We start from the raw sequence: 25,871 nt of genomic DNA on the forward strand, positions 1-25,871 counted from the left end.
ATTAGTTAACTGCCGGACAATTACAATCGTATTTCTCCCTTTTGCAGAATAAGTTAAGACCTATTGTTAATTGGTGGAATCCGCTATTATCAAACTTAACAGCACCTGTTAAATAAGAATAGGTATAAGAAAACATGAAATTTTTATAATTCACACCAATAATTGGAGTAAAATATTGAAGAGTCTGATCAGAAGTTCCAACACCATCAATATATTGAGCCGATTCTAAGGCACGTCTGTACGACAGACCTCCCCATAATCTTCCAAAGTCTAATTCTTTATAAACTTTAAGGTTAATATCAATAGTCTTTTCTTTAGTCTCATCAATAGCTTTAAACAGGATTGAAGGCTCCCACTGAAGTGATTCTCTGAAACCGAAAACATAACCTACACTAAAAAGGTAAGCTGTAAGATTGTCGCTTTCGTAATCTGTATAAAGGTTTCTTTTAGTTTTTACAACGTTTTTAGCTGTGAAGTGAGCATAAAAATCCAAATAATGATATGATGCTCCAATATCAACATTGAAATAAGAATCCTTCTGTTTCATACCTCCATCAACGATAGGGTCAAATTCAGGATCAAATTTTGTTTCATCAAGTCGGCTGGATATAAGACCTGCGCTCATACCAAATGACAATTGATTAAGATCATAATCACTTCTTGAAAAACGAATATGGTGAGCATAGGTTAATTTTGCACCTGTTTGAGAATGATAACCATTCTTATCGTTAAATGCAATAACACCAATACCGGATTGTGGCCCAACACTACCATTAAAACTTATAGTTTGCAATTGAGGTGCATCATCCTGGCCAAACCATTGCTGGCGGGCCGTAAGCCTGATTTTGGCGCAATTTGCCGCACCGGCCATTGATGGGTGAATCAGGTAATAGTTATCAGATAAGTAATCTGAATAAACTGCAATACCCTCTTGAGAAAAAGACAGTTGTGTTAATAACAATCCAAAAATTAAATAAATCTTTTTAAAATTCATGTCGACCTTTTCGTTTAATGAGAAATGCGCTTTTGTTAGACCTTTCAGGTAATTAGTGTTAAAATAATTATTCCCATTTAATTACAGCGCTTTGTCTATCTGTAACCCCTTTATTTCACAGTAATTTTCCATAGCGGTCAAATATATAAATTTTTGTCTTAGGTTGGTAATTTAATGCTAATAATATTGTAAAAAATGCTGTCATTACTGACAGCATTTCTTATTTTAAGATTTTCACTTCTTATCTTTTAAGTGAGAAATGCGCTTTAAACTCCCTTGTAACCGTCGTGGTGCCATCAAACTCAGGGTAGGTTACACTGAACCAGTAGTCATCGGCAGGAAGCGGTGTACCGTTGAAGGTACCGTCCCATGCAGCCAAAAGTAGTGGCTATGCCAACCCAGATCTGCTGGGTGCCGGCTACGGTATTGCTAAAGGCCGTATCCGGGCTGATAGGGTTCTGACCGGCAAGGGCATCTTCTTTAGTTATGTAATAGGCAACGGTAAGACTGGTGTCTCCCCCATTGGCTTCTGTGTTTTTTGTGGTAAGGTCAAATACCTGCACGCCGTCCGTATCGTCATCGCAAAGCACATAGTCGCTCAATACCGGTACTGCCGGCCTTGGGTGCACGATAAGCTCAATAGGAACTACGCTGCGGCAGTTGGTTGTAGTGCCGCTCTGGATAACACTTGCATACACAGGGCTTACAAGGTTGTCATAGTTTGATGGGTTCTGGATCTCGTTTGTGCCGAACTCCGCACCCTCAGGGGTTTCATGGTAGGTGATCGTCAGGCCTGTCTGCCCGTTTAATATCTCAGCTCCGGCAACTGTAAGGTCAAAATAGGTCTGCTCATCGGCATTGTCCGCGCAGCGCTCTAATGGCGTGGCAGGGGAAACTGCAGGGGCATAATTGATGGTCACAACAAAGTCTGACTCATCCTCACATACCGTAGTGGAATCCCCACTTACAGCATAGATATAGATCGTCTGGGTAGCAGTTATTATATCGCCCGCAAAAAGCTGAGTGCCTGTACCGCCAGGGCCGGTATAGTAGTTACCTTCGGTCAGGGCCGGAAGCTCATAGCCATCGCATGCCTGAAGGTCTGCTATATCATCAACATCAGGTGAAGGGTAAATAGTTACTTCAAAACTGGTTTCTCCACTACATGTATCAGGTGCAGTACCAGTTACTGCATAAGCATATACTGTTTGAGAAGCTGTTAACGGAACTGTCGGGTCAATCATGCCACCTGTTCCTCCCGGACCATTATAGTAGTTACCCATAGGTAAAGCAGGAAGCGTATAAGAACCGCATTGGAAAACATCTGCAATAACTCCCATATCCGGTTGAGGATCAACAACAAGTGTAAGCTGCTCAACTCCATAAACAGTTACATCAGTAACCGATGAATCATCAACTCTTACCCATATTGTTTCCGATGTACCTGCGTAAGCTTCAGGATTTGCAATAGGATTTGCAGGAGCTTCTGCATCAGCCTGATTATTGTAATAAGTATATACATATTCTGCAGGTATAGGATCTGCAACAGTCATTTCATCTGTGTATGAAGTAAGATCGAAATTTTCGATTCCATCATAAGGAGCAGGCTCACAAACATGTACAGCGTAAGGCTCCATTTCGATATTACAATCGTAAATACGAAGCTGGAACTGTCTTACAGTATAACATGAGTTATCAAAACCTATCGTAGCTACATATATGATCTCTCCATCATAACCCATGTAACCCACTGCAGGATCATAATATATTGGAGGATCCTCATTATCAATTTCTTCCTGACTATGATAGTAATAAATTTCAAAGAAATCAGGGTTTGGCAGCGGTGCTTTCATTACCGCATCATTTTCATGAAGATCAAATGAATGCAGTTCTGCAGGGTCACCACAAGCCACAAGATCATTTGGCTGGGCTACTTCAATTTCAGGACGATATTCTATTCTGATATCATCTGAAAGGAAACAATCAGGATTTGAAGGGAAAGAAGCTTTAAGGGTATAAGTACCCGGCTCAGTAACCGTAATACTCTCGGTATCTATAGGATCTCCAGATGCATCAACTAGCTCCACTCCATCTTTTTCCCAACGTAATACAAAGTCAGTACCTTCTGTAAGTATAGCATTTATAACACGCTCTTCACCCGGACATAGTGCAAAACCATTACCAATAGTTAAATCATCCGGCACTTTTGGCTGTCCTATATTAAATGAACCCGCCGCAAGGAATACAGAACTATCAAACTGAGTATCACCTCTGTCTCCAACTGCCATTTTAATTTTATAGGTATGTCCCGGTATAACTACAGAAGATGCCTGCATTTTTATAGTCTGTCCTCTCACATTAATTGACGAGATGGAAGGATCGGTAACATTATACTGATAAAAATACTCAGGGTTTATAGAAGTACATCCTCCATTGTAAAGAGAATTTCTTATTGTACCTACAGAAACAGGTGTAGTGGTACCAGGTATAACAGCAAGATTTACAGGTGGTGTACCATCGGTCATATCAGTAAGAATGAAAGCAAATGTGTCATACCATGTACACTGATAAAAGCCATATTCATTGGCAGAAAATAAAAAGTCAAAACTCATTTCTGTTGAAAGCGGTACAAATTCAAATTGCAGATAGGTTACATCATTCATTATACTTCCTGCAGGAGCAAATGCCTGTAAATCAGTATCAGGCAAACCTGAAGCAGTAGATGATAAATTATCATCATAATATTTACCTTCACTAAATTTAGCGTGTCCATTTCTTAATATAACACCACTTTGTATAGGAAAACTTGTTTCAGGAGCATTATTTCTATTAAAATAAGCAAGCCCGTAATTTCCATTTATATTTCCTGCTGATGCTGTAATATTAGAAACATCAATACAATCAGTATCAATCAATACATCCAATACCAGTTCTTCAGTAGTATATGCATTCATATCTACAGTTACATAATCTACTCTTGGCTGATCTGTATCTGTACAGCCTGGGCATGCTGGTACAGGATCGGGAGTATCACTAACAACATTAACCGTATTAATAAGCGGCCCTACAAAAGTAGGGTGATTATCTTTTACAAATATTGTAACCGTATATTCCACACTCTGCCCTGCAGGAAGTACCGGTATAACATTGTGCATGGTACCCGTACCACCTGCTCCGTTACCTTCCCATGTCATTAAAGATACATTATAAGGTTTACTGTCATGCACAACAACATTAACAGCATCACTTGGTCCGGGATTAGTAACTACAATGGTATAAACTGTCTGAGCATTAGCAAAATATTCCTTCTGCCCATTTGTTTTCCATGTTACTATATTCGCCTGTGGATTTGGTGTAGCCGTGTGTGTACAATCAGGACAAGCCGGATTAGGATCCGGAGTATCGCTTGTAACCACTACCTGATTTACAATATTAGCCGTAGTACTATAATTACTAGGCACCGGTACCGTTAAAGTATAAGTAAGTGTTTCTCCTACTGCAAGAGTAGGAACAACATCCGTTAAGTTTCCCGTACCCGCACTTCCATTACTGCCATACCATGAAGCATTTGCAGCCGTAAGTCCGGCAGGTATAGCATCGGTAACTGAAACGTTCTGAGCAGCAGTAGGCCCCTGGTTTGTTACAGTTATAGTATAAATAGCATCAGCACCAGCTGTATAAGCAGTACCCTGATTAAGTGTTTTTGTAACAACCAGATCTGCAGAAGCAGTATTATTATCTGTGTCAGTTACTGAATTATTAGCAGAAACAGGATCTGACACGGTGGAATTAGCAGAAGCAACACTTGATAAGTTACCTGTATAACCTGCAGGCACACCAAGAGTAATAGTATAGGTAACTGTTTGCCCTACTGCTAATGTTGGAATTGTATTATTAAGTGCCGAATTGGTTCCTGAAGATCCATTGCTTCCCGTCCATGAAAAGGCCGTGATGCCAGCCGGAACAGGATTTGTCACAACAACATTTGTTGCCGCATAAGGCCCATTATTAGTGACAGTAACAGTATATACAGAGTTAGTACCCGGAGTATATATATCCTGTCCGTTAGTATTTGTAACAACTATATTAGCGGTTGGCGTACTACTTGTATCTATATCTACACACTGAGTGCATGAAGGGTCAGGATCGTTATTACTTGTTACCGATGCAGTATTTACCAAATCTCCCTCAAAAGAAGCAGGAACCTGAACAGTAACTGTATAAGTAATTACCTGCCCGTTAGGCATACTTGGAATAGTGTTGCTTAAAGGTGTATTAGTACCCGCCGCTCCATTAGTACCTGACCATGAGAAATTAGTAATTCCTGCAGGTATTGCATCAAAAACTTTTACATTCTGTGCAAGATTTGGCCCGTTGTTAGTTACAGTAACAGTATAAACAACTGTACTTCCGGGTGTGTAAGTAGTTTGCCCGTCTGTATTTACAAGTACAACATTTGCGGCGGTTGCAGGATTAATATCAGTATCTGTACATTTAGAACATGTAGCATCAGGATCTTTATCACTGGTCACTACAGTCTGGCTCACAAATGTTGGGCTATTGTAACCTGCCGGTACACCAAGAGTTATAGTATAAGTAACTGTTTGGTTAAGCGCTAAAGTAGGGATGAGATCGCTCAATGGCACATTAGTACCTGAAGAGCCATTACTGCCTGTCCATGAAAAAGCAGTTACACCTGCAGGGATAGCGTTTGACACCTGAACATTAGTAGCCGCAGCAGGGCCATTATTGGTAACAGTAACGGTATATATCGAAGTTCCTCCTGCAGTATATACCGTTTGATTATTCGTGTTTACCACTACCACATCAGCATCAGCAGTAGAATTGTCTACATCCGTACATTGCGTACAGCCAGGTACAGGATCGACAGTATTAGGAGAAGTTAATGTAGCCTGGGTTGTTAACGGACCCGAATATGTTGCCGGTACATCTACAGTAACAGTATATGTTACTTCCTGATTCACCGTCATTTGCCCTATATTATCAGCTAATGCTGTATTAGTTCCGGAAGAACCGTTACTACCAGTCCATGAAAAATTAGTAATTCCCGCCGGTATAGGCATTGCTATACTAACAGGATCTGCAACTTCAGGACCATGATTTATAACAGTAACATTATATACTCTTTGTGTGCCGGGCGTGTAAGTAGTCTGATTATCAGTATTAACAACCTCAAGATCAGCACTTTTTGTATAAGTAACCTGTAATTCAGGTATTGTGCCTGTATAACCATTAGGCACTTTTAAATTAAGTGTATAAGTAATTGTCTGCCCAACAGCTAATACCGGAGTAGTATTATTTAATGCCGAGTTAGTACCCGAAGCAGTAGTACCATTATCTTTAAACCACCAAAATTTAGTTATTCCCGGGGGAAGCGGCAGTATAAATGAAGGCAGAGCGTAAAAAGCTTTTACGTTAGTTGCCGGCATTGGCCCATTATTAGTGATCATAACGGTCCATGTCAGCGTTTCCCCGTCAATATAACTGTTATCAGGGTTTGTACTGAAAACCGATAAATTTGACTGCGCATAAGAACCAAAAGCTCCTAAAAGCAGTAACAAGGCGAGTAATAATTTTCTCATATAGTGAGTTTTAAATAATGCTTAAATGTAAAAAAATCAACATAAAAATGTTAATTGAAAAGCCCAAATATAAATATTCATTGATATTTTGCCTGTTAAATTTAGAAAAATCACAAAAATTTTAAATTTCCTTAATTTTAATAACTAATCTGCAAGGCGTTGCACATTGTTAAACATTTATAATCTAATTTACCCTACCCCTGTTTTAGATATTTTTTATGCTAATTTTGCATAAAATTTAGAATCATGGAAAACATCACAATAAGAGAAACCCAAAACCCATCTATATTAAAATTTGAGTTTAGCGATTTCGTTGCCAAAAGCAGCAATTATGAATTTAAAAACATAGATGAAACAGCAAATTCTCCTTTAGCAAAAAAACTGTTTTATCTGCCATTTATAAAGACAGTTTATATATCAGGCAACTTTATTGCTCTTGAAAAATATTCGATAGTTGAATGGGAAGATGTTCAGGATGAAGTAGCTTCACAAATAGAACAGTTTGTAAATACGGGAGGGCAGATTGTTATCGAGGAAGAGCCTAAGAAGAAACAGCCTTCTACTATATATGTTGAAACAACACCTAACCCGGCTGTATTAAAATTTGTCTCTAATAAACTGCTGACCAAAACATCTGCCGAGTTTAAAAATATAGACGAAACCGCTGCTTCACCACTTGCAAAAGAATTATTTAAATTCCCTTTTGTAAAAGAAGTATTTATTGATGAGAACTATATCTCTATTACTAAATATGCTGTTACAGAATGGGACGAAATAACAGCCGAGATAAGAAGTTTTATCAGAACTTATATTGAAAACGGCAACCCTGTTATTGATGAATCTTTAATACAAAACATGCCTCAGGCCGAAAAACAACAGGAAGCTTATTTTGATGCTCTTGATGTTACATCGCAACGCATTATAAATATTCTGGAAGAGTATGTAAAACCTGCAGTACAGGCTGATGGCGGAAATATTGCTTTTGAATCTTATGACGAAGATGACAAACGTGTAAAAGTGATTTTACAGGGGGCCTGCAGCGGATGCCCTTCTTCTACCTTTACGCTAAAAAGCGGCATAGAGAACATGCTCAAAGATATGCTTAATGATAATGACATTAAAGTTGAAGCTATAAATGCTTAAAAATGAAACCCCGCAAATGCGGGGTTATTTATTCTTTCTTTTTAGGCTCCGGGGCTACTTCTTCTTTTTTAATTACCTGATTAGTTGTTTCATTATATTTTGCTTCTTCAATTTTTTGTCCTTTCTTACTGAATACTTTTATTTTAGGATTTTCATGCGTTCCGGTAACCGATATTGGTACACCTACAAGCCCCGCTGGCGGCAATCCTAATCGTACCCTTACATCAAGTAAGCCGTCAAAACTTGTAGTACCTTTTACAGTAGGCCTGAAGCCTGCCACCTTAAATGTAAAAGGATGTATGCGAATGAGATTATTATCTATTGTTGTTTTAATTTGTATATCTTTTAAATTAGGATTATCCAGTCCGTCCGAACCTGTCTTTTTACTTATTCCGCCAAACATTTTAAGGCCTGAAACTTTTACATCACGCACAGAAACAGTCCCCCCTCCCTGCAAAGAAGCGTAGATAGGACTCATATTACCATCCAGATCTCCTTTTAATTTATAATCTAAAGATATTATGCCTTCGGATTTTTCTGCCGCAGTAACAAGTTCATGGAAAAGAGGTATCTCCTTATAAGCCCTTTTAATATCAAAATCTTTCGCCCTGAAATGCACATTAAAGTTAGCGCTCATAGGAGATTCATCATCGTAGCCGGCATCAATATTCACTTTGCAGTCTATTATATCAAAAGTTGTATTGTCAAGATACATCCTGCCTTTAGCAATACCTACTTTTCCATTCAGATTATTTAGCATTAAACCTGTATATTCTACTTTATCGGCATTAGCAGTAAGTGACATGTCAAGATTTGTCGGCAGTACCACTACCCCGCTCATTTTAGGGCTTGCTGCTTTTGCAGCTTCAACTTCAGGTTTCATATCTTTATTCTCACCATCCTTAAGTGCCATAAACTCATCTACATTTATGAGTTTAGATTTCATAGTAAAGCTGCCCTTAAGTGTTCCTCTTGATTCAATGAAATAATTGATTGTATTAAGTAAATAGCCATTAAGTGCAAAATCTGACTTGCCGTAATACGCCTGAAATCTGTCAAACTTCATTTTTTCATTCTGAAAAGTAAAATAACCCTCCTTAAGATTAAAAGGTTTTGGAAAAGATTCTGAGGTTGCTTTAATATTTTTCAGCACAAGTGTTCCCCTGTTATTAAGTTTACTATATTGTCCTGTTGCAGCGTAACTTTGCCTGCCTTTTAATGAAAGATCAGCTTTTGCATAACCATTAACATCAAGACCTTTCCGAGAGAAAACTTTATATATCCTGCCGATATTAAGCTCCCCTTTTATGGTTGCATCATAAACTACATCTTCAAAATCTGATATTGTAGCATTAACATACACCGGGTTACCTTCAAACACAAATGATGCGGGAGTTACTGCTATTTTAACATCGTCAAAAGTTCCTTTATCGTTTTTAACACTTGCTATAAATTTAATATCATTTATAGGATTAGGATAGTAAGATGTTTTTAACCATCCGTTTTGCAAATTAATACCGCCTTTGGTTTTAGGGAAAAGTTTCTTTTCTGCGCTATAATTACCTTCAGCCATTATATCGGCTTTAAGCAGTCCTTTCAAATCCATATTTTGCAATCCCAGCGCTCTGTCAAGGCTGGCAAGATCAAGAGTGCCTTTAATTGTAGTTTTAAGTTTCATATTGCTTAACCCTTCCGATTTTAAAAACGCATGGAAATAATCTTTATCGCCAACCTTAAAATCTAAGCGTGTTAAATTAAGCATTAATTTTTCGGTATCAAGGGAAGGAAGCATCCCGTTGAAATTCATTTCAAATTCAGATAGAGCCATAGGAGCCTTTTTATAAGCTATATAGCCATCCCTTATCCGCATTCCAAATCCGAGGTCAGGTTTTTGATTTGTTGAAGCGTTGTATCTGCCTTTAAAAGTAAACAATACATCGCTTCTCCCTTTTATATTTGTATCTTCCATCCAGGCAACATACTGGGGAGGCAAAGCCGAAAATAAGTCTTTAAGTTTGCCGTTTTCAGATATAGCGTTGATATTTATATTGTAACCATCCTTTAAAATGGTAAAAATTCCGGTAAATTCTACAGGCAGCCTGTTTATTCGAAGTTCATTTTTGGTCAGAATGAATGATAGTGCGTTAGTATTGATTCTTGTAATAAGATCGGCATGCACTTCTTTATTCTCAAGATAAGGAACCTTATCATAGTAAAAATCGACAGAATCTATATTGGCATCAGTCTGCAAATCAAAAACATCTTCACTCAGGTTTCCTTTACCCACATAATTAAATCCTTTTGCCTCAACCAGCATTTTCGCCGAAAGATCCTTATATTTAATATGCGTATTTTTAATATCCACCCTGTCAAGCCGTATAGCAGGCCCTGTGCCTGTTGTATCCTTCGGCTGATCTTTAGAAGCAACATATACATTATAATTGGCCTCTCCTTTTTCATTTACCATTACATTAATTAAGGCATCTGAAACGTATATTTCGTCTATTTTAATTTCGTTATCAAAAAGGAGCCTTTTGAGATTAATACCAAAGGCAACTTGGTCTGCCTTAAGAAGTGTGTCATTCTTAAAAGGAGCCGACCCTTTAAGCGATAACTCATCTAATGAAACTGTTAATGAAGGGAAATGAGCAAAGAAAGAAAGTCTGGATTTGGTAAAATTAAGTTCTCCATCCAGGCTTTTGTTAGCAAAAACCTTTACCTGTTGCGCTATGGTACCAGGAAAAATAATTGGTATCAAGAACATTAGCAACAAAATGGAAGCAATTGCAATTCCAATCCATTTTAAAATTTTAAGTATAATATTTTTGGCGGGCATTTCCATGGCTATTAATTTTAAACCATTATAAAAGTAGTTTTTTCCTGTTAATGAATAATGTTATTTAACTAGAGGTTAATATACTTTGTTTATTTATCAGATTAAGATAACTTTACCAGACAGACAAAACTTATGAAATTTAAATTTATACTTACCCTAACATTAAGCTGTATTCTATTTATGTCGTGCGAACAAACAAATAAAGCAGGGGTTATAGGCGAAAATAATCCATTACTGGCTGCTTATGATACTCCTTACCAGGCACCTCCTTTCAGCCTTATAAAAAACCATCATTTTAAACCTGCCATACAGGAAGCAATAAAGATTAACGAAAGAGAAATTGATGCCATTGCCAATAGTAAAGAAGAACCTTCTTTTAAAAATACTATTGAAGCCTTTGAAAATTCAGGAAGCCTGTTAAACAGAATAACAACTATTCTTAATAATCTGAATTCTGCAAATACGAATGACTCTTTACAGGCTATTACCCAGGAAATAGCACCTGAACTGTCTAAACACAATGACAATATTTTTCTTAACGAAAAATTATTTGCCCGTGTAAAAAAAATATGGGAAACTCAAACACAATATAAGCTTACTGCCGAACAAGCCAAGCTTTTAGAAAAAAAATATAAAGCCTTTTTGCGCAGCGGGGCTAATCTTAATAAACAGCAGAAAGACCGCCTGAGAAAAATTAACGAAGAACTGTCTGTGCTTTCATTGAAATTTGGCGATAATGTTTTAGCCGAAAATAATGCCTACCAGCTTGTTATTGATAATAAAGAGGACTTAGCGGGGTTACCGCAGGAAATAATTGACACCGCGGCACATGATGCAAAAGAGGCAGGTAAAGATGGAAAATGGCTATTTACATTACATAATTCAAGTGTTATGCCGTTCCTTCAATATGCAGATAACCGCGAACTGAGAAAAGAAATATGGGAAGCCTATCAAAACCGTGGCAATAATGGAAATGAGCTGGACAACCGAATCAATGTTGTACAGCTAACCAACCTTAGGGCAGAAAAAGCTGCCCTTTTAGGCTATACTAGCCATGCAGCCTATGTTTTGGAAGAAAGAATGGCTAAAACACCTGAAGCTGTATATAACCTGATGGATAAGCTATGGGCACCTGCTCTTGAAAAAGCAAAAGAAGAAGAGGCCGACATAAAAAAAATGATGCTTGCCGATGGAATTAAAGACGATGTACAGCCTTACGACTGGAGGTACTATACCGAAAAAATAAGAAAAGAACGTTATGATCTTGATGAACAACAATTAAAACCTTATTTAAGTCTGGACAATGTACGTCAGGGCATATTTACCGTTACCGGAAATTTATACGGACTTAAATACCGCGAACTAAAAGATGTACCTAAGTATCATGATGATGTTACCGTATGGGAAGTAACCGATAAAGACGGTTCTCATTTAGGTATTTTATATATGGACTTTTTCCCGAGAGCTTCTAAAAAAGGCGGTGCATGGATGACATCTTACCGCAAACAGAAAACTGTTGACGGAAAACGTATAGCCCCAATAATTTCTATAGTTTGTAATTTCTCTAAACCTACAGCAGGTAATCCTGCACTGTTAACTTTTGACGAAACCTCAACGTTTTTTCATGAATTTGGGCACGCACTGCATGGCCTGTTAAGTAATGTAACATATCAAAGCCTTTCGGGCACAAGCGTACCAACAGATTTTGTTGAACTGCCATCCCAGATAATGGAAAACTGGGCTGCCGAACCTGAAGTGCTAAAGTTATATGCTAAACATTATAAAACCGGGGAAGTTATTCCTGATACGCTTATTAAAAAGCTACTGGAATCGGCAACTTTCGATCAGGGATTTGCTACAGTAGAATATCTTGCAGCAGCTTACCTGGACTTAGATTATCACAACCGAAGCAAACCTCTAACTCACAATGTAATTCCTTTTGAAGAAGAAGCAATGAAAAAACTGGGACTGATACAAGCTATCATTCCACGTTACAGAAGTACTTATTACAACCATATATTCAACGGAGGATATTCTGCCGGGTATTACAGCTATATATGGTCGGGGGTTTTAGACACCGATGCTTTTGAAGCCTTTAAAACCACATCATTATTTGATGCCAAAACAGCAAAAGCTTTCCGAACCAATATTCTTGAAAAGGGCGGAACGATGGATGCAATGCAGATGTATAAAAACTTCCGTGGAGCTGAGCCTTCTATTGAACCCCTTTTAAGAAAAAGAGGATTAGATAAAAAAGAACCTGTTTTAAAAATTGACAAAGCAATAAAGGATTAAAAGTCTTTGACTCTATAAAATAAAAATGCCTGAAGATGTTTTCAGGCATTTTTTGTTCATTAAAATTATTTTATCCGTGATAAACGCGGGAAAAAACAATTTTACCATCTTTTATTTCCAGCACCTCGGCAACAAGCATATCTTCTTCCCCCTGAACGGTGCGTATATATTCCATAAATACACGGTATCCATTTGCTGTTAGGCTGTTCACTCTATAATATAATGTAGGCAGTCTGTCAAAAGCATCCTGCCACCATTCGCGCAATGCATTATGTCCTCTTACAAGCCCGTTAGTTTCCGGCCTGCGAATTTTTAATTTAGGGCTGAAATGCTCGGCATCATCAGCATACAGATCAAGCAACTTATCAAGTTGTTTGGTATTAAAAGCCTCAAACCATTTTACAGCAATATGCTCTATATCCCGTGGCTGCATTATTATACATTCTTAATATTAATAATTTCCTGTTCTGTAAGGAAACGATAATTACCACGCGGTAAATTCTTTTTGGTAAGCCCTGCAAAAGCAACGCGGTCTACCTTTAAAACGTCATATTTAAATTCTTCAAAAATAGCACGAACTACTTTTACATTAGGAGTTCTAAGTTTAATACCTATTTCAGTTTTAGGCTCTCCTTCGATGTAACTTATCTCATCCACAAAAAGCCTGTGCCCATCAAGAAATACACCTCCGGCAATCTTTTCAAGGTCTTCAAACTTAAGGTTCTTATCTAAAGACACCTGATATATTTTAAATGACTTTTGGTTAGGCTGTGCAAACTTTCTTACCACATCTGTATCATTAGTAAAAATAAGAAGCCCAGTAGTGTTCTTATCCATTCTTCCTACCGGCTGCAGGTTTGCTTTGCTTGCGCCTCTTATAAGTTCAAGAACATTGCGCATATCTTTATCACCTTCGCCCGATGTGGTAAAGTTTTTAGGCTTATTAAGAAGCAGGTATTCTTTCTTTTCAGGAGTTATTGTAACACCATCAAAATCTACCTTATCGCTAATTTTAACTATATGCCCCATTTCGGTAATAACCTTACCATTTACCTTTACATTACCTGACTGGATATAAATATCGGCATCACGTCTTGAACACATGCCGCTGTTAGCAATATATTTATTAAGGCGCATTTCATCCGGATTCGCCTGTCTTTTTACACTTGGTTTTTTATCAAAAGTAGGCTTCGCTTTTGGATACCCATCTTTCTTAGCAAAAGTAGCCGGTCCCTTTTTAGGTGCTGCAGGCTTACGCGTTTTTGCAGATGGTTTAGCCTTAGGAGCTTCAGCATCGGGCCTTTCAAAATCCAAGGGTTTATCAAAACCTTTTGGCTTAGACGATGTGCCCGGTTTCCTGGCTTTGTTTAATGGTTTTGAAGGACCGCTTTTCTTTCTGTCATTGCCGCCTCTCTTGCTGTTGCCGTTGTTCATTTCGTGAAATTATTTTTGCAAAGATAGCTTAAATAATAGACAAAAGTTTCCTGCCATGAACTAAAACTGAGGGATCTATAAGCACAATACAAAATACACCTGCCACAATTAAGAATTTTAAGATGTTATGCAACCGCAAATATTCCTTCTGATTTTCAGCTTTTGTTAAAAGTATAAGGAACCAGACAATTACAATCATACCGGCATAAAAATAAGTATCCATATATCCTACGTCATATACTTCGATAAGAAGGTAAACCGGAATAACAGTAAGAAAAACAAGTGATGCAATTATAATTTTAGATACCCTTTCGCCAAACATTACCGGTATTGTACGGTAATCAGCAACAAAATCACCTTTAATATTTTCAAGATCTTTTATTAGCTCACGTGTAAGAATAAGCAAGTATAAAAACGTTGCATGCGCAAATATTACCTGATAAAAATTCTTGAAGTACATTAGTATGCCAAAAAAAGGCAATACCGCCAGTAAAGCAGCAGTTAGATTACCAATAAGAGGATATTTTTTTAATTTATGAGAATAAAACCAAATCAGGAATATATAACCTGAAAAGAAAAGAACAGCCCGCCATGAAACTAAAAAAGCCAGGAGTGTAACAAAAAGGTTGAGCGCAAAATACACATGCAATTTTGTCTGCTGGCTTACAAGCCTGTCAAGCATTGATTTTTTAGGACGGTTTATGAGATCTTTCTGAGCGTCGTAAAAATTATTGATAATATAACCTGAAGCTATTGTTAGCGAAGATGCCAGAACAATGTAAAACAGGTTAATATCAAGAATTACATCAAGCGCCCTCTCTTCGGGAGCAAGGATAAATATAGCTGAAAGATATTGTGCAAGTGCTATAACGGGAATATTATAGCCCCTAACCACAGAAAACAGGCTAAGTATCTTCATCAGTACCAATCGTGTTTTCCTGGATGCCATAACTACTATTATTTTTTATCTTTTAACTTACCGCCAAGCAATATTATTGTAAAAGTTATAAAGAAAAATATAATAATACTTATAATAGTTTTCAAAATTTCCTGCCAGCTAAATGCAGCATTCAGTGCCGGCGCAGAATTTTCCGACTGGGCAATAGTCATAAATAAAGAAGAAGGCAATATCAGCAGCAACAATGGAAGCATTATTAAAACCTTTCTTTTCATATAAAGTTTTTTAATCCAGAAAAGCTGTGTAATTACCAGTGTCATAAGAGGTGCAAATATTATATTCATACCATATCCGGTAAGATCAACTTTTACATTGCTTGCAGCTTCGGTTCCTGTATTTATAAATAACGGATATACCGCTACAGCACCAAGTATAAAATAGATTATCCCTAATATTCTTACCATTTGTATAGCTGTAAGAATAAAAAGATCTTTAAACTGGATCGTTTTTAAATCGGAAGTTCTGGCAATTGCAAGTATAGGAATAAGAATACCGAAACCTACAAAAACAGATCTCAGTAATACATTTAAAATATCGGTAACGCTATGCATATTTTTAAAATTGGTAAACTACCTCCAGCTTATGCCCTGCAAGCGATTGTTTTGCTTTTTCTATATCTTCTGTAAAGCCAAGAATATAGCCACCACCACCCGAACCGCAAAGCTTAAGGTAATAATCATTTGTTTCAATACCTTTTTGCCATAATTCATGAAACTGTTCAGGAATCATAGGCTTAAAGTTGTTAAGTACAACTTTAGAAAGTTTTTTGGTATTAGAAAACAATGACTTTATATCACCGTGCAGAAAGTTATCTACACAGGCATCAGTATATTTTGCAAACTCTTTTTTAAACATGTCTCGGAAACCTTTTTCTTTAAGGTTTTCCATAAAAATAGAAACCATAGGAGCTGTTTCGCCCACAATGCCTGAATCTAAAAGGAACACTGCCCCTTTACCGTCTGCACTCTGGCTCGGTATGCCTGTAGCTTCAATATTATCCTGAGAATTGATAAGGATTGGAATACTTAAATAGCTGTTAAGCGGGTCAAGTCCTGAACTTTTTCCATGAAAGAAAGATTCCATCTGACCAAAAATCTTTTTAAGCTGCAATAATTTCTCACGGGTAAGATTTTCAAGAACAGTAATTTTGTTATTGGCATAACGATCGTAAATAGCCGCAACAAGTGCACCGCTGCTACCTACACCATAACCCTGAGGTATTGTAGAATCAAAGTACATGCCTTCTTCAACATGCTCTTTAAGCGTAGGTATGTCAAAAGTTACAAGTTCAGGCTGTTCGGCCTGAAGATTTTCCAGATAAGCCACAAAACGTTTAAGGTGACCGTTAGATTTAACCGCCTCCTCTGATGTATTATGATCCCTTTTCAGGGCTCCGTTGTAAAAATTATAAGGAATAGATAGCCCTTTAGAATCTTTAATGATTCCATATTCTCCGAAGAGTAATATTTTAGAGTAAAATAACGGTCCTTTCATGGATGATATTTTTATTAAAGATACAACAAAAACGTTAACGGTTAATTATTTTAATTAATCTTAACGGCACCTGTACCAATTTCGTCGCAAATGTACTGACTGTTTTGACAATAGCCAACTAATTCGTTCTTAATAAAATCTAAAACTTCATTACTAACGTTTTCGGGATACAGTACATGAACATTTGCGCCTGCATCAAGAGTAAAGCATACAGGTATTCCTGTTTCTGCCCTAAACTTCCATATCCTGTTTATAATTTCAAGTGTGTTGGGTTTCATAAGTATAAAATACGGCATAGAAGTCATCATCATTGCATGCAATGTTAATGCTTCACTCTCTGTAATCTTAATAAAAGTATCAAGATCCCCTGCAATGAGGGCTTCCTTTATTTTAGAAAGATTAGCATGCGCCTGGGCAAAACGCTGCTCAGCAAAAGGATGCCCGTGCATAAGATCATGCCCTACCGTACTACTCACCTGCTTTTCTCCTTTATCAACAAGTAAAATAGCATCCTGGTAGTTTTTGAATACATCATGAGTACCTTCAAATGTAAAACCAAAAAGATTAGAACTGCCTGATGTTTCGGCATGTTCTCCCCAAATTACCACATTACCTTTTATACTCCTGCAGGCACTCCCAGAGCCTAAGCGTGCAAGAAAAGATGCTTTTTTATAAAAGTACTCATCTGTTATTGCAGGGTTAAGTTCTTTTTCAAGACTCATTAAGTTAACTGCCAATGCTGCCATACCGGATGCTGAAGATGCTATACCTGAACTATGTGGAAATGTATTCTGTGTATCTATTGTAAAATGGTACTCTTTTAAAAATGGCAGATATTCTTCTACCCTTTCAAAAAACTTTTCAATTTTTGGTCGAAAACTTTCTTTCGGCTGTCCTTCAAAAAGCAGGTCAAATGAAAAGCTGTCACTATTGTCCTTTTTCTTAAAAGTCAGTTCTGTAATCGTTTTACAATTATTAAGTGTAAGGCTTATTGACGGATTTGCCGGAAGTTGTTTCCCTATTTTGCCCCAGTACTTAACAAGAGCTATGTTACTGGGTGCACTCCATTTAAAGCTTCCTTTTTCTATAGTATTGGGATATTGTGAAGGGATAAAATCCTTATTGGGCATAACAAATTATTTTACTGCAAAGATAAATGTTTTGACCAAGCAATAATTAGGATTTTTTTAGCCTGTTTTTCTTGAAATTCCTAGTAATTTTATTCGCTGCTAAATAGTAACTTTGACCTCATGGAACAAAAACCGCTATCTCCAACATTTAAAATAATTGTAGTTACCGTTACCTGTGTAATTGTAGGTGCAGTATCCGGCTTAATAACAAAACAAAGTGTAGAAACATGGTATCCTACGCTTATTAAGCCATCTTTTAATCCACCCAACTGGCTATTTGCACCGGTGTGGTCTGCATTATATATTATGATGGGTATTGCTGCAGGTTTGGTTTGGAACAGAATGGATATTCAAAAAGAAACTGTAAAAAAAGGACTGCTGTACTTTGCCATACAACTTGCACTTAATGCACTTTGGTCATTTATTTTCTTTGGGCTGCATAATCCAATGCTGGCATTAATAGAAATTATACTGCTTTGGCTTATGATATATGAAACCTTTGTTCTGTTTAATAAAGTACACAAAATTGCAGGCTATCTCTTTATACCCTATATACTTTGGGTAACATTTGCCCTTGTACTTAATGCTTCTATATGGTGGCTTAACAGGTAGAGTTGGTCATATGAAGATTTGGTTATAGCTTCAAAAGTCATAAAAAAAAGCCCCCTATCGGAGGCCTTAATTAATTTTTCAGGATAATAAACCAATCCCAGCCGGCAGGATTGCCCACACCCACGCTTGGAGTATAGAGAAAAAAGTTAACTTTAGCATTTGGATTATTTTCTCTGTACTCTTTCACGATCTCCAGATTATCTACTGCATGCCATAATGTTGCATAATCCGGTGCATAGGGCCATTCATCCAAAGGCGTTGCAAAAGGTAAATATTCAACTATCTTAAGTAAGGATTCATTAGGTAAAGACACTGCATTTTCAATAGTGTTAAAAGATTGTGCCGGATTTATTTCAGGATAAGATATTTCCCCTAATCCCATCCAGTGTACAGTACCTTCAAAAAGCGGTGCATTCAATTCTTCATACTTTAGTTTAATACCTCCAAAATCTCCCGGCGCATCATATTCTGCAGCAATAGTAAAAGTTGAAGCATCATCAAAAGTAAGTTCTTTACCTCCTTCAAATTCAGAAGTCAGTAAATCTACTTTAAGCATTAATACTTTATTCTCTGTCGGGCTATTGTCAACAGGTGCCGAACTTTCTTCAGAGCATGCCATAAGTGAAAGGCATAACCCAAATAGTAAAAATTTGTTTTTCATGGTGATTGATTTTTTTAACTAAGATGCTGTAAAATGCAAATGGTTGCGTTAAAAAATCTCCATTTTCCTAAACAAATTGCTATCCTACAACATTTTGAGCAGCAATATAGCCACCCGTCCATGCATTTTGAAAATTAAAACCTCCGGTAATAGCATCTATATCTATTATCTCTCCTGCAAAATACATATTGGGCAGTATTTTACTCTCCATAGTTTTAAAATTCACTTCTTTAAGAGCCACACCACCGGCTGTTACAAATTCTTCTTTAAAAGTACTTTTACCATTTACCTGAAACTCGCCATTGGTAAGTTGCTCTGCCAACGCCTGGGTTTGTGCTTTGGTAAGATCTGCCCAACGCATATCAGGCACTATTCCTGCTGCGCTAACCAGACTTTGCCATAAACGATTAGGAAAATCGTAGGGTGAAAATTTAGTTATTGTTTTCTTAGCCTGCTCCTGTTTTAATTCTTTTAGCTGCTCTTCGCATCCATCAGTATCAATATCATTTAACCAGTTAACCTGTAACGTAAACTGGTAGCTTTTAGCAAAAAGTTCTCTTGCGCCCCATGCCGAAACACGAAGTATTGCCGGACCGCTCATCCCCCAATGCGTAATAAGCAATGGCCCTGAAGCTTGCAACTTTGTGCCTTTTACTTTTACCGATGCCTGAGCCGAAACCCCCATGAGGTCTTTTATTCTTGCATCTTTTATATTAAATGTAAATAATGATGGTACAGGAGGTACAATAGTATGCCCCATACCAGCAAGCAAATCCCACATTTTAGGATTACTGCCCGTAGCCATTACCAATTTTTCGGCAAGAAAAACTTCTTTATTGGTTTCTACTTTCCAGTGCTTTTCATTGTGGTAAAACGATTGTATACTTTCACCTAATAGTATTTGAATTCCCAACTTTTTAGCAGCCTCAAGAAAACAATCTATTATAGTCTGAGAGGTGTCTGTAATAGGAAACATACGTCCATCTTCTTCAATTTTCAGTTCTACTCCATGGCGTTCGAACCATTCAATAGTGTCGCCTGAACAAAAACGGTTAAACGGGCCTTTTAATTCTTTTTCTCCACGGGGATAAAATTTAACCAGATCATCCGGAATAAAACAGGCATGCGTAACATTACATCTTCCACCACCGGAAATTCGTACTTTAGAAAGCACCTCTTTACCTCTTTCAAGTATCGCTATCTTTAATTTTGGACTACTCTCAGCTATATTTATGGCTGTAAAAAAACCTGCTGCACCTCCGCCCGCAATAATTACATCAAAATTTTTACTCATAATCTTTCGGGAAAATCAGATATTATACCATCAACATTGTAGCTTTTAATCCGCTCAATATCTTCAGTTTCATTAATAGTCCATGTATATACTTTTAATCCGGCCTGCTGTGCTTTTTTCACATTACTCTCGGTAAGCAATGAAAAATGCGGATGTATGGCTTTCGCCGAAAACTCCGTTGCCCATTCCCATGCCTGGGTAACACTTGCCTGAGATAATACGCCTAAATGAATATTTTTATTAATATCGCTCACTATAAGCAATTCTTCGCGCTGAAAGCTGGACACTATAAAATCATCATAACTCCAGCCTTTATTCTGCACATAATTATCTATAAAATCGCACACAGGCTGTGCTGTATGCCGGCCTTTCATCTCTATATTCACAAGGCATTTTCTATTTACAAGGGCCAGTACCTCTTCCAGTAACGGAATTTTATGCTCTCCTTCTACAGTAAGCTTTTTTAATTCTGCCAGTGTCATTTTATGCACCTCTCCGGTACTATCGGTAGTTCGGTCTACAGTAAAATCGTGTATAACAACCAATTCACCTGTTGCACATACATGCACATCAAGTTCAATACCATCCACACCCATTTCAATTGCATTTTGAAACGATGCCAGCGTATTTTCCGCTACATGCCCTTTAACGCCACGATGTCCAATTTTAAGTATTGCTGCCATAGTGATTAGTTTTTTGTAAAGATAAATAGATTTATTTACGAATGAGCTGAACAATCCCTTAGATAAAAGAGAACAACAAAACCACCTAAAATAATTTACCAAATAAAAAAGCACAGACCTTTCGGACTGTGCTTCTTCTGATATGAAAAAGAAAAAACTATTTTTTAATAATCTTCACGGTCTTTACTGCATTGCCTGATGTAATTTTAGCAAAATAAATTCCCGATGCAAATCCTGTGGCATTTATTGCAGCTTCATTTGTGTTATAGAATGATTCAAACACTATTTTGCCTGAAATATCAATAACAGCAATACTATTTATAGTAAAATTTCCCGCATTAAAATTCCATTGATTTTGTGCAGGGTTAGGATAGACTGTTATAGCTGTAATTGAAAAATCTTCAGTTCCTGCTGTTGGTGCTGTAAAGGCATAATCTCCTGTTTCCCTGTTAAATGCTACATCATAAGTACCTGCAGTAATATTAAGGTTTGGCCCACCCGGTTCAGACGATGCCGTTCCTGAAGGAAAATCAGGGCTGCCCCATGCTACCGTATCCCAGGAATGATTAAGCCTGAATTTGCCTTCTCCGCCCGGGAAAGTAAAATTAGATAATGTATAATTCACACCGTCTGATGTTGCAAGATCGGTATCTGTAACCCATCCCGGATCTTCTGTAACTATGCCAAGCCCGATAAGGCTTATAGTAACAAAATCAAAATGGTATTCTTTAGTATCAAGGTTAAAAGTAATATTATAACTATTGGCAGGAACATTGATGCTTCCACCTTCTGTAGCAGTACCTGAAGGGAAGTCAGAACTGCCCCAGCCCATGCCAGTATCGTCTACCATAAAAGACACAGTAGTTGCAGGAAGAGTAACATTGTCGGCTGTATAATTAATCCCGTCTGCACTTAAAAAAGTAATTGCAACCCCTTCTCCCATAAGCGATACTTCACTAATTTCTACACCCACAGGTACAAAACTATAAGCAAGCGTACTTAGGTTAAATGTTACATTATAAGTACCATCTACAACCGGAATATTACCGCTATTAAAAACCGCCGTACCCGAAGGGAAAGCCGAGCCACCCCAATTATTAGTCCAGGCATCATCCTGCCTGAATTTGACGCCTGCATCAGAAGGAGGATTTAAAAGCACAACATTATCCAGCGTATATACTACACCGTCTGTTGTCATCATATCAGTATCAGAATCCCATCCTGTCACTGTAGATCCACCAATTAATCCGATATTTGCAAATTGTGCAAACATCATTACAGTACCCGCCAAGAATACTGCACAAAACAAAAGTAATTTTTTCATCATCTAAAAAATTTTTAAGTTAATAATAAGGCATTCTGTTGGCAGGCCTGACTGATGAATCAACAGGCCTGTTTATTATAAATATTATTTTACAAGCACCCAGTATTCCCAAGGTGCAAAGCTAAATTGCTCTCCTTTGGCAAGAGTTACTTTCGTTCCGTTCATGTAATTGGTATATTCTCCGCCAATAGATACGGTAAATGTTTGTGGTTTGGCACTAAGGTTAGCTATATAAATTACTTTATCGTTGCCATTATTTCTCTCAAAAGCCAGTACTGCTGCATCTGCCGATGTAACCAAACGTTTATAAGCCGCAGGATTTTTTCCACCGTTAAGTGCCGTATTGGTATTCTTAAGTTTACCCAACTTTTCATAAACAGGGTACATTTTACCTTTCTGTTTTGTAATCTCATCTTTTTCAAAAAATTTCAGCCTGCGGTTAAAGTCATATTCCTGGCCTGTATAAATAAGCGGCATACCGGGCATAACAAAAGTTAACGCAGCAAAAGCTTCTGCCCCGTCACCCAATCGTTCATATTCGCTGCCATTCCATGCATTTTCATCGTGGTTAGATGTAAAATTCATCCAGATATCTTCTTTTTTATAGTCTGCATTGTGTTTTGCTACATAAGCATCCCAGTCTTTAACCGTTTTCTTACCCTGTGCGATATCATTCATTAAATGATGCGCAGGCCAATTGTAACCCATATCAAACAGTCCGTTAAACAAATAATCCTTTTCAGACTCCATTAGCATAAATAAAGGTTTTACTTCTTTAAGTTTAGGAATAGCATACTCCCAAAACTCTGTAGGCACATTATCCGCCACATCACAACGGAAACCATCTATACCCTGCTCTTTTACCCAATACAGCATTTCATTTTTCATTGGTTCATAAAGCACTTTACTTGTATAGTCAAGATGCGCAACATCCGTCCATCCCCAGGGCTTACCTGTTTTAGGATCGAGCGGATCTGTAACTTCACCTTTAGCATTTTTATGGTAATATTCAGGGTGCTCGGTAATCCATTTATGATCCCATCCTGTATGGTTAGCCACCCAGTCAAGAATTACATACATACCATTATCATGTGCTGTTTTTACAAGCTCCTGAAAATCTGCTTTAGTACCCAAATCCGGATTGATAGCTGTATAATCACTTATTGCATAATAGCTGCCCAAATATTTTTCACGCTCTTTTGGGTCTTTGATATCTTCTATTGAAAGGTCTCCTGTAGCTTTTCTCTTTTTTAAAGAAATAGGGTAAACAGGCATAACCCATATTATTTTTACACCAAGGTTTTTTAGCTGCGGAATATCTTTTGTAAAAGCACTAAATGTTCCTTCCGGCGAATAATCACGGATGTTTGCTTCATAAATAACACTGTTTTCCATCATAGCATCGCTAACTGGTGCCAATACTTCAGCCTGTGCTGTTTCTTTCTGTTCAGTAGCCTTTTTATCTTCTTTACAGCTTATAAACACTGTAAGGATTGTTACTAAAAGAATTGCCTTTTTCATATAATAGTTTCTTTAATTGCTTATTTAAGTTCCAGTAGTAATACAGATTTTGGTTCCATAGTAATATCTCCTGTTACACTTACATTTTTACCCGTAATTACATCGTTGCCTGCTGTATATCCTTTTAAATTTTCAGCAAAACGTGCCGTACCAAATGTTCTCGATTCATTGCTGTTATTAACAACAACCATTACTGATTCTTTGTCATTATGCCTAAAATATACATACACATTATTATCGGGCAGGTAATGTGTCATTTTACCCTGATGAATAACATCTTTACCTTTTCTCCATGTAAATAACTTAGAAGTCAGTTCAAAGAATTTTTGCTGTTCGGCAGTACGCCCCGCCTTAGTAAAGGCATTATTTGTATCGCCTTTCCAGCCACCCGGAAAATCCCTTCGTATGTCGGCATCGCCTTTCCCTTTATCGCCAGCCATGCCTATTTCGCTGCCATAATACAGTTGTGGAATACCTCTTACTGTAGCCAGAATGGTCATTGCCATTTTGTATTTATTAAAATCATTCTTATAGATTTCGTTAAAACGGCCCGTATCATGGTTTTCGGCAAAAATTAATATGCTATTGATGTTTGGGTATAAAAAATCGTTAGTGAAATTGTCATATACTTTTTGCATACCCGAATCCCAGCCTGATTTATCTTCATTAAATACATTGCCAAGAGCATCATGCAGGGTAAAATCCATAACGCTTGGCAGGTAAGAATTATAACTTTGTATAGCAGCAATTTTACTGTCTTTTTGCCAATAGGCCATTTGTGCCTGGTCGTGCATCCATACTTCGCCCACTATATTAAAATAAGGATATTCGTCAGTAATAGCTTTTGTCCATTTGGCAATACCTGCTTTATCGTTATAAGAATAGGTATCTACACGAAAACCGCCTAAGTCGGCATATTCTATCCACCATATAGCATTTTGGGTAAGATAATTAAGCACTAACGGATTACTTTGGTTTAGATCGGGCATAGAAGGTACAAACCACCCATCCATACATTGCCTTGCATCCGTTTTAGATGCATTCGGATCAAACTGAGTAGTCATACGATAATTACTCTGTGAATATCCGGGAAATTGATGTACCCAGTCATAAGTTGGCAAATCTTTATACATCCAGTGTTCTGCACCCCAATGGTTGGTTACATAGTCCATAACCAGTTTCATATCGCGTTTTTTCAATTCTGCTGAAAGGCGTACATAATCTTCATTAGTACCGTATCGCGGATCTATTTTATACACATCTGTTTGAGCATAACCATGATAAGAATAGCCTTTATCGTTATCCTCGCATAATGGTGTACTCCAAAGTGCAGTAACACCAAGTTCTTCTAAATAATCAAGATTTTTAATAACTCCCTCTATATCGCCACCGTGCCGCCCTCCCGGATTATTACGGTCTGCTTTTTCATTAAGGCTTTTATTAGTGTCATTATCCGGATTACCATTAGCAAATCTGTCCGGCATAATAAGATACATCATATCCGAAGCATCATAACTCTCCCTTTCAGCCGACTTTGCTTTTCGCTGTTTAAGCGAATATTTATATGTAAAGGCTACCTTGTTTTTGTCTTTAAATGAAAAAGTAAAATCAGAAGCCGGAATATTTTTAGTATCAATAGTAACAAACATATAGTTTGTGTTCTCGGTTTTTACTACGTTGGTTATAACTATATTGTTGGAAACCGAAGGCGTATATTTTGCAATATCCTTACCGTAAAACATAATTTGCAGTTCAGGATTATGCATACCTCTCCACCAAAAAGGCGGTTCTGCTTTTTGTATCTGTGCTAAGCCTGTAAATGTTGCAAGCAATAATAAAAGACTGAATAATTTTTTCATGTTTTGATATTAAAAAACCTGCAGGATAAT

General features: G+C 37.4%; 19 protein-coding genes. 3 read left to right on the top strand and 16 right to left on the bottom strand.

The features are described from left to right. Position 1: 1 nt before the first annotated feature. From NHE85_RS03705 to NHE85_RS03710, 3 genes are all read right to left on the bottom strand, one after another. On the bottom strand, positions 2–994 hold the full coding sequence (locus NHE85_RS03705; protein ID WP_252809788.1) for a type IX secretion system membrane protein PorP/SprF: 993 nt from the start codon (positions 992–994) through the stop codon (positions 2–4). A 241-nt stretch (positions 995–1,235) separates the two neighbouring features. After that, positions 1,236–1,373 carry a T9SS type B sorting domain-containing protein gene (locus tag NHE85_RS16830; protein ID WP_374676552.1) on the bottom strand — a complete coding sequence of 46 codons (138 nt, stop codon included), beginning with the start codon at positions 1,371–1,373 and terminating at the stop codon, positions 1,236–1,238. Beyond that, entirely contained in the window at positions 1,324–6,597 is a 5,274-nt protein-coding gene (locus NHE85_RS03710; RefSeq protein ID WP_252809790.1) for a choice-of-anchor L domain-containing protein, read from the bottom strand. Before NHE85_RS03710 ends, NHE85_RS16830 begins: the two co-directional genes overlap by 50 nt. Positions 6,598–6,843: 246 nt before the next feature. On the opposite strand from NHE85_RS03710, the gene NHE85_RS03715 reads away from it, so the two are divergent. Then, on the top strand, positions 6,844–7,740 hold the full coding sequence (locus NHE85_RS03715; RefSeq protein WP_252809791.1) for a NifU family protein: 897 nt from the start codon (positions 6,844–6,846) through the stop codon (positions 7,738–7,740). 28 nt (positions 7,741–7,768) lie between these two features. Here the strand turns inward: NHE85_RS03715 and NHE85_RS03720 are convergent, their stop codons facing one another. Then, positions 7,769–10,582: an AsmA-like C-terminal region-containing protein gene (locus NHE85_RS03720; RefSeq protein ID WP_252809793.1), complete on the bottom strand. Its 2,814-nt coding sequence runs from the start codon at positions 10,580–10,582 to the stop codon at positions 7,769–7,771. A gap of 126 nt (positions 10,583–10,708) precedes the next feature. On the opposite strand from NHE85_RS03720, the gene NHE85_RS03725 reads away from it, so the two are divergent. Continuing rightward, a complete protein-coding gene (locus NHE85_RS03725) occupies positions 10,709–12,871 on the top strand; it encodes a M3 family metallopeptidase (RefSeq protein WP_252809795.1) in 2,163 nt (720 codons plus the stop codon). A gap of 70 nt (positions 12,872–12,941) precedes the next feature. Here the strand turns inward: NHE85_RS03725 and NHE85_RS03730 are convergent, their stop codons facing one another. From NHE85_RS03730 to NHE85_RS03755, 6 genes are read right to left on the bottom strand one after another with little or no spacing between them, the layout of a single operon-like run. Continuing rightward, entirely contained in the window at positions 12,942–13,304 is a 363-nt protein-coding gene (locus NHE85_RS03730; RefSeq protein WP_252809797.1) for a nuclear transport factor 2 family protein, read from the bottom strand. A 2-nt stretch (positions 13,305–13,306) separates the two neighbouring features. Then, positions 13,307–14,305: a pseudouridine synthase gene (locus NHE85_RS03735; protein ID WP_252809798.1), complete on the bottom strand. Its 999-nt coding sequence runs from the start codon at positions 14,303–14,305 to the stop codon at positions 13,307–13,309. 28 nt (positions 14,306–14,333) lie between these two features. Continuing rightward, complete coding sequence (locus tag NHE85_RS03740) at positions 14,334–15,254, bottom strand: geranylgeranylglycerol-phosphate geranylgeranyltransferase (protein WP_252809802.1); 921 nt, start codon at positions 15,252–15,254, stop codon at positions 14,334–14,336. Between the two features lie 8 nt (positions 15,255–15,262). Then, positions 15,263–15,814, bottom strand: coding sequence for a hypothetical protein (locus NHE85_RS03745; RefSeq protein ID WP_252809804.1), 552 nt, complete (start codon positions 15,812–15,814; stop codon positions 15,263–15,265). Positions 15,815–15,818: 4 nt separating this feature from the next. Beyond that, on the bottom strand, positions 15,819–16,757 hold the full coding sequence (locus tag NHE85_RS03750) for a mevalonate kinase (protein ID WP_252809806.1): 939 nt from the start codon (positions 16,755–16,757) through the stop codon (positions 15,819–15,821). 50 nt (positions 16,758–16,807) lie between these two features. Then, a complete protein-coding gene (locus tag NHE85_RS03755; RefSeq protein WP_252809808.1) occupies positions 16,808–17,887 on the bottom strand; it encodes a diphosphomevalonate/mevalonate 3,5-bisphosphate decarboxylase family protein in 1,080 nt (359 codons plus the stop codon). 120 nt (positions 17,888–18,007) lie between these two features. Here NHE85_RS03755 and NHE85_RS03760 point away from each other — a divergent pair, with 120 nt between their 5' ends. Then, positions 18,008–18,499, top strand: coding sequence for a TspO/MBR family protein (locus NHE85_RS03760; RefSeq protein WP_252809810.1), 492 nt, complete (start codon positions 18,008–18,010; stop codon positions 18,497–18,499). Between the two features lie 70 nt (positions 18,500–18,569). Here the strand turns inward: NHE85_RS03760 and NHE85_RS03765 are convergent, their stop codons facing one another. From NHE85_RS03765 to NHE85_RS03790, 6 genes are all read right to left on the bottom strand, one after another. After that, entirely contained in the window at positions 18,570–19,160 is a 591-nt protein-coding gene (locus tag NHE85_RS03765; RefSeq protein ID WP_252809812.1) for a hypothetical protein, read from the bottom strand. A 79-nt stretch (positions 19,161–19,239) separates the two neighbouring features. Continuing rightward, positions 19,240–20,454 carry an NAD(P)/FAD-dependent oxidoreductase gene (locus NHE85_RS03770; protein ID WP_252809814.1) on the bottom strand — a complete coding sequence of 405 codons (1,215 nt, stop codon included), beginning with the start codon at positions 20,452–20,454 and terminating at the stop codon, positions 19,240–19,242. Then, on the bottom strand, positions 20,451–21,137 hold the full coding sequence (locus NHE85_RS03775) for a glycerophosphodiester phosphodiesterase family protein (protein WP_252809816.1): 687 nt from the start codon (positions 21,135–21,137) through the stop codon (positions 20,451–20,453). The genes NHE85_RS03770 and NHE85_RS03775 overlap by 4 nt, the downstream gene beginning before the upstream one ends. Positions 21,138–21,294: 157 nt before the next feature. After that, positions 21,295–22,464, bottom strand: a complete 1,170-nt coding sequence (locus tag NHE85_RS03780) for a T9SS type A sorting domain-containing protein (protein WP_252809817.1) — start codon at positions 22,462–22,464, stop codon at positions 21,295–21,297. 81 nt (positions 22,465–22,545) lie between these two features. Next, positions 22,546–23,982, bottom strand: coding sequence for an alpha-amylase family glycosyl hydrolase (locus NHE85_RS03785; protein ID WP_252809818.1), 1,437 nt, complete (start codon positions 23,980–23,982; stop codon positions 22,546–22,548). Between the two features lie 20 nt (positions 23,983–24,002). Then, complete coding sequence (locus NHE85_RS03790) at positions 24,003–25,841, bottom strand: glycoside hydrolase family 13 protein (RefSeq protein ID WP_252809819.1); 1,839 nt, start codon at positions 25,839–25,841, stop codon at positions 24,003–24,005. Positions 25,842–25,871 lie beyond the last annotated feature (30 nt).

Source organism: Flavobacterium sp. NRK1 (genome assembly GCF_024054175.1).
Classification (GTDB): domain Bacteria; phylum Bacteroidota; class Bacteroidia; order Flavobacteriales; family Flavobacteriaceae; genus Flavobacterium.

Coding starts and splice junctions, on each gene's coding strand:
- NHE85_RS03705 (WP_252809788.1), bottom strand. CDS start 994: ATGAATTTTAAAAAGATTTATTTAATTTTTGGATTGTTATTAACACAA.
- NHE85_RS03710 (WP_252809790.1), bottom strand. CDS start 6,597: ATGAGAAAATTATTACTCGCCTTGTTACTGCTTTTAGGAGCTTTTGGT.
- NHE85_RS03715 (WP_252809791.1), top strand. CDS start 6,844: ATGGAAAACATCACAATAAGAGAAACCCAAAACCCATCTATATTAAAA.
- NHE85_RS03720 (WP_252809793.1), bottom strand. CDS start 10,582: ATGGAAATGCCCGCCAAAAATATTATACTTAAAATTTTAAAATGGATT.
- NHE85_RS03725 (WP_252809795.1), top strand. CDS start 10,709: ATGAAATTTAAATTTATACTTACCCTAACATTAAGCTGTATTCTATTT.
- NHE85_RS03730 (WP_252809797.1), bottom strand. CDS start 13,304: ATGCAGCCACGGGATATAGAGCATATTGCTGTAAAATGGTTTGAGGCT.
- NHE85_RS03735 (WP_252809798.1), bottom strand. CDS start 14,305: ATGAACAACGGCAACAGCAAGAGAGGCGGCAATGACAGAAAGAAAAGC.
- NHE85_RS03740 (WP_252809802.1), bottom strand. CDS start 15,254: ATGGCATCCAGGAAAACACGATTGGTACTGATGAAGATACTTAGCCTG.
- NHE85_RS03745 (WP_252809804.1), bottom strand. CDS start 15,814: ATGCATAGCGTTACCGATATTTTAAATGTATTACTGAGATCTGTTTTT.
- NHE85_RS03750 (WP_252809806.1), bottom strand. CDS start 16,757: ATGAAAGGACCGTTATTTTACTCTAAAATATTACTCTTCGGAGAATAT.
- NHE85_RS03755 (WP_252809808.1), bottom strand. CDS start 17,887: ATGCCCAATAAGGATTTTATCCCTTCACAATATCCCAATACTATAGAA.
- NHE85_RS03760 (WP_252809810.1), top strand. CDS start 18,008: ATGGAACAAAAACCGCTATCTCCAACATTTAAAATAATTGTAGTTACC.
- NHE85_RS03765 (WP_252809812.1), bottom strand. CDS start 19,160: ATGAAAAACAAATTTTTACTATTTGGGTTATGCCTTTCACTTATGGCA.
- NHE85_RS03770 (WP_252809814.1), bottom strand. CDS start 20,454: ATGAGTAAAAATTTTGATGTAATTATTGCGGGCGGAGGTGCAGCAGGT.
- NHE85_RS03775 (WP_252809816.1), bottom strand. CDS start 21,137: ATGGCAGCAATACTTAAAATTGGACATCGTGGCGTTAAAGGGCATGTA.
- NHE85_RS03780 (WP_252809817.1), bottom strand. CDS start 22,464: ATGATGAAAAAATTACTTTTGTTTTGTGCAGTATTCTTGGCGGGTACT.
- NHE85_RS03785 (WP_252809818.1), bottom strand. CDS start 23,982: ATGAAAAAGGCAATTCTTTTAGTAACAATCCTTACAGTGTTTATAAGC.
- NHE85_RS03790 (WP_252809819.1), bottom strand. CDS start 25,841: ATGAAAAAATTATTCAGTCTTTTATTATTGCTTGCAACATTTACAGGC.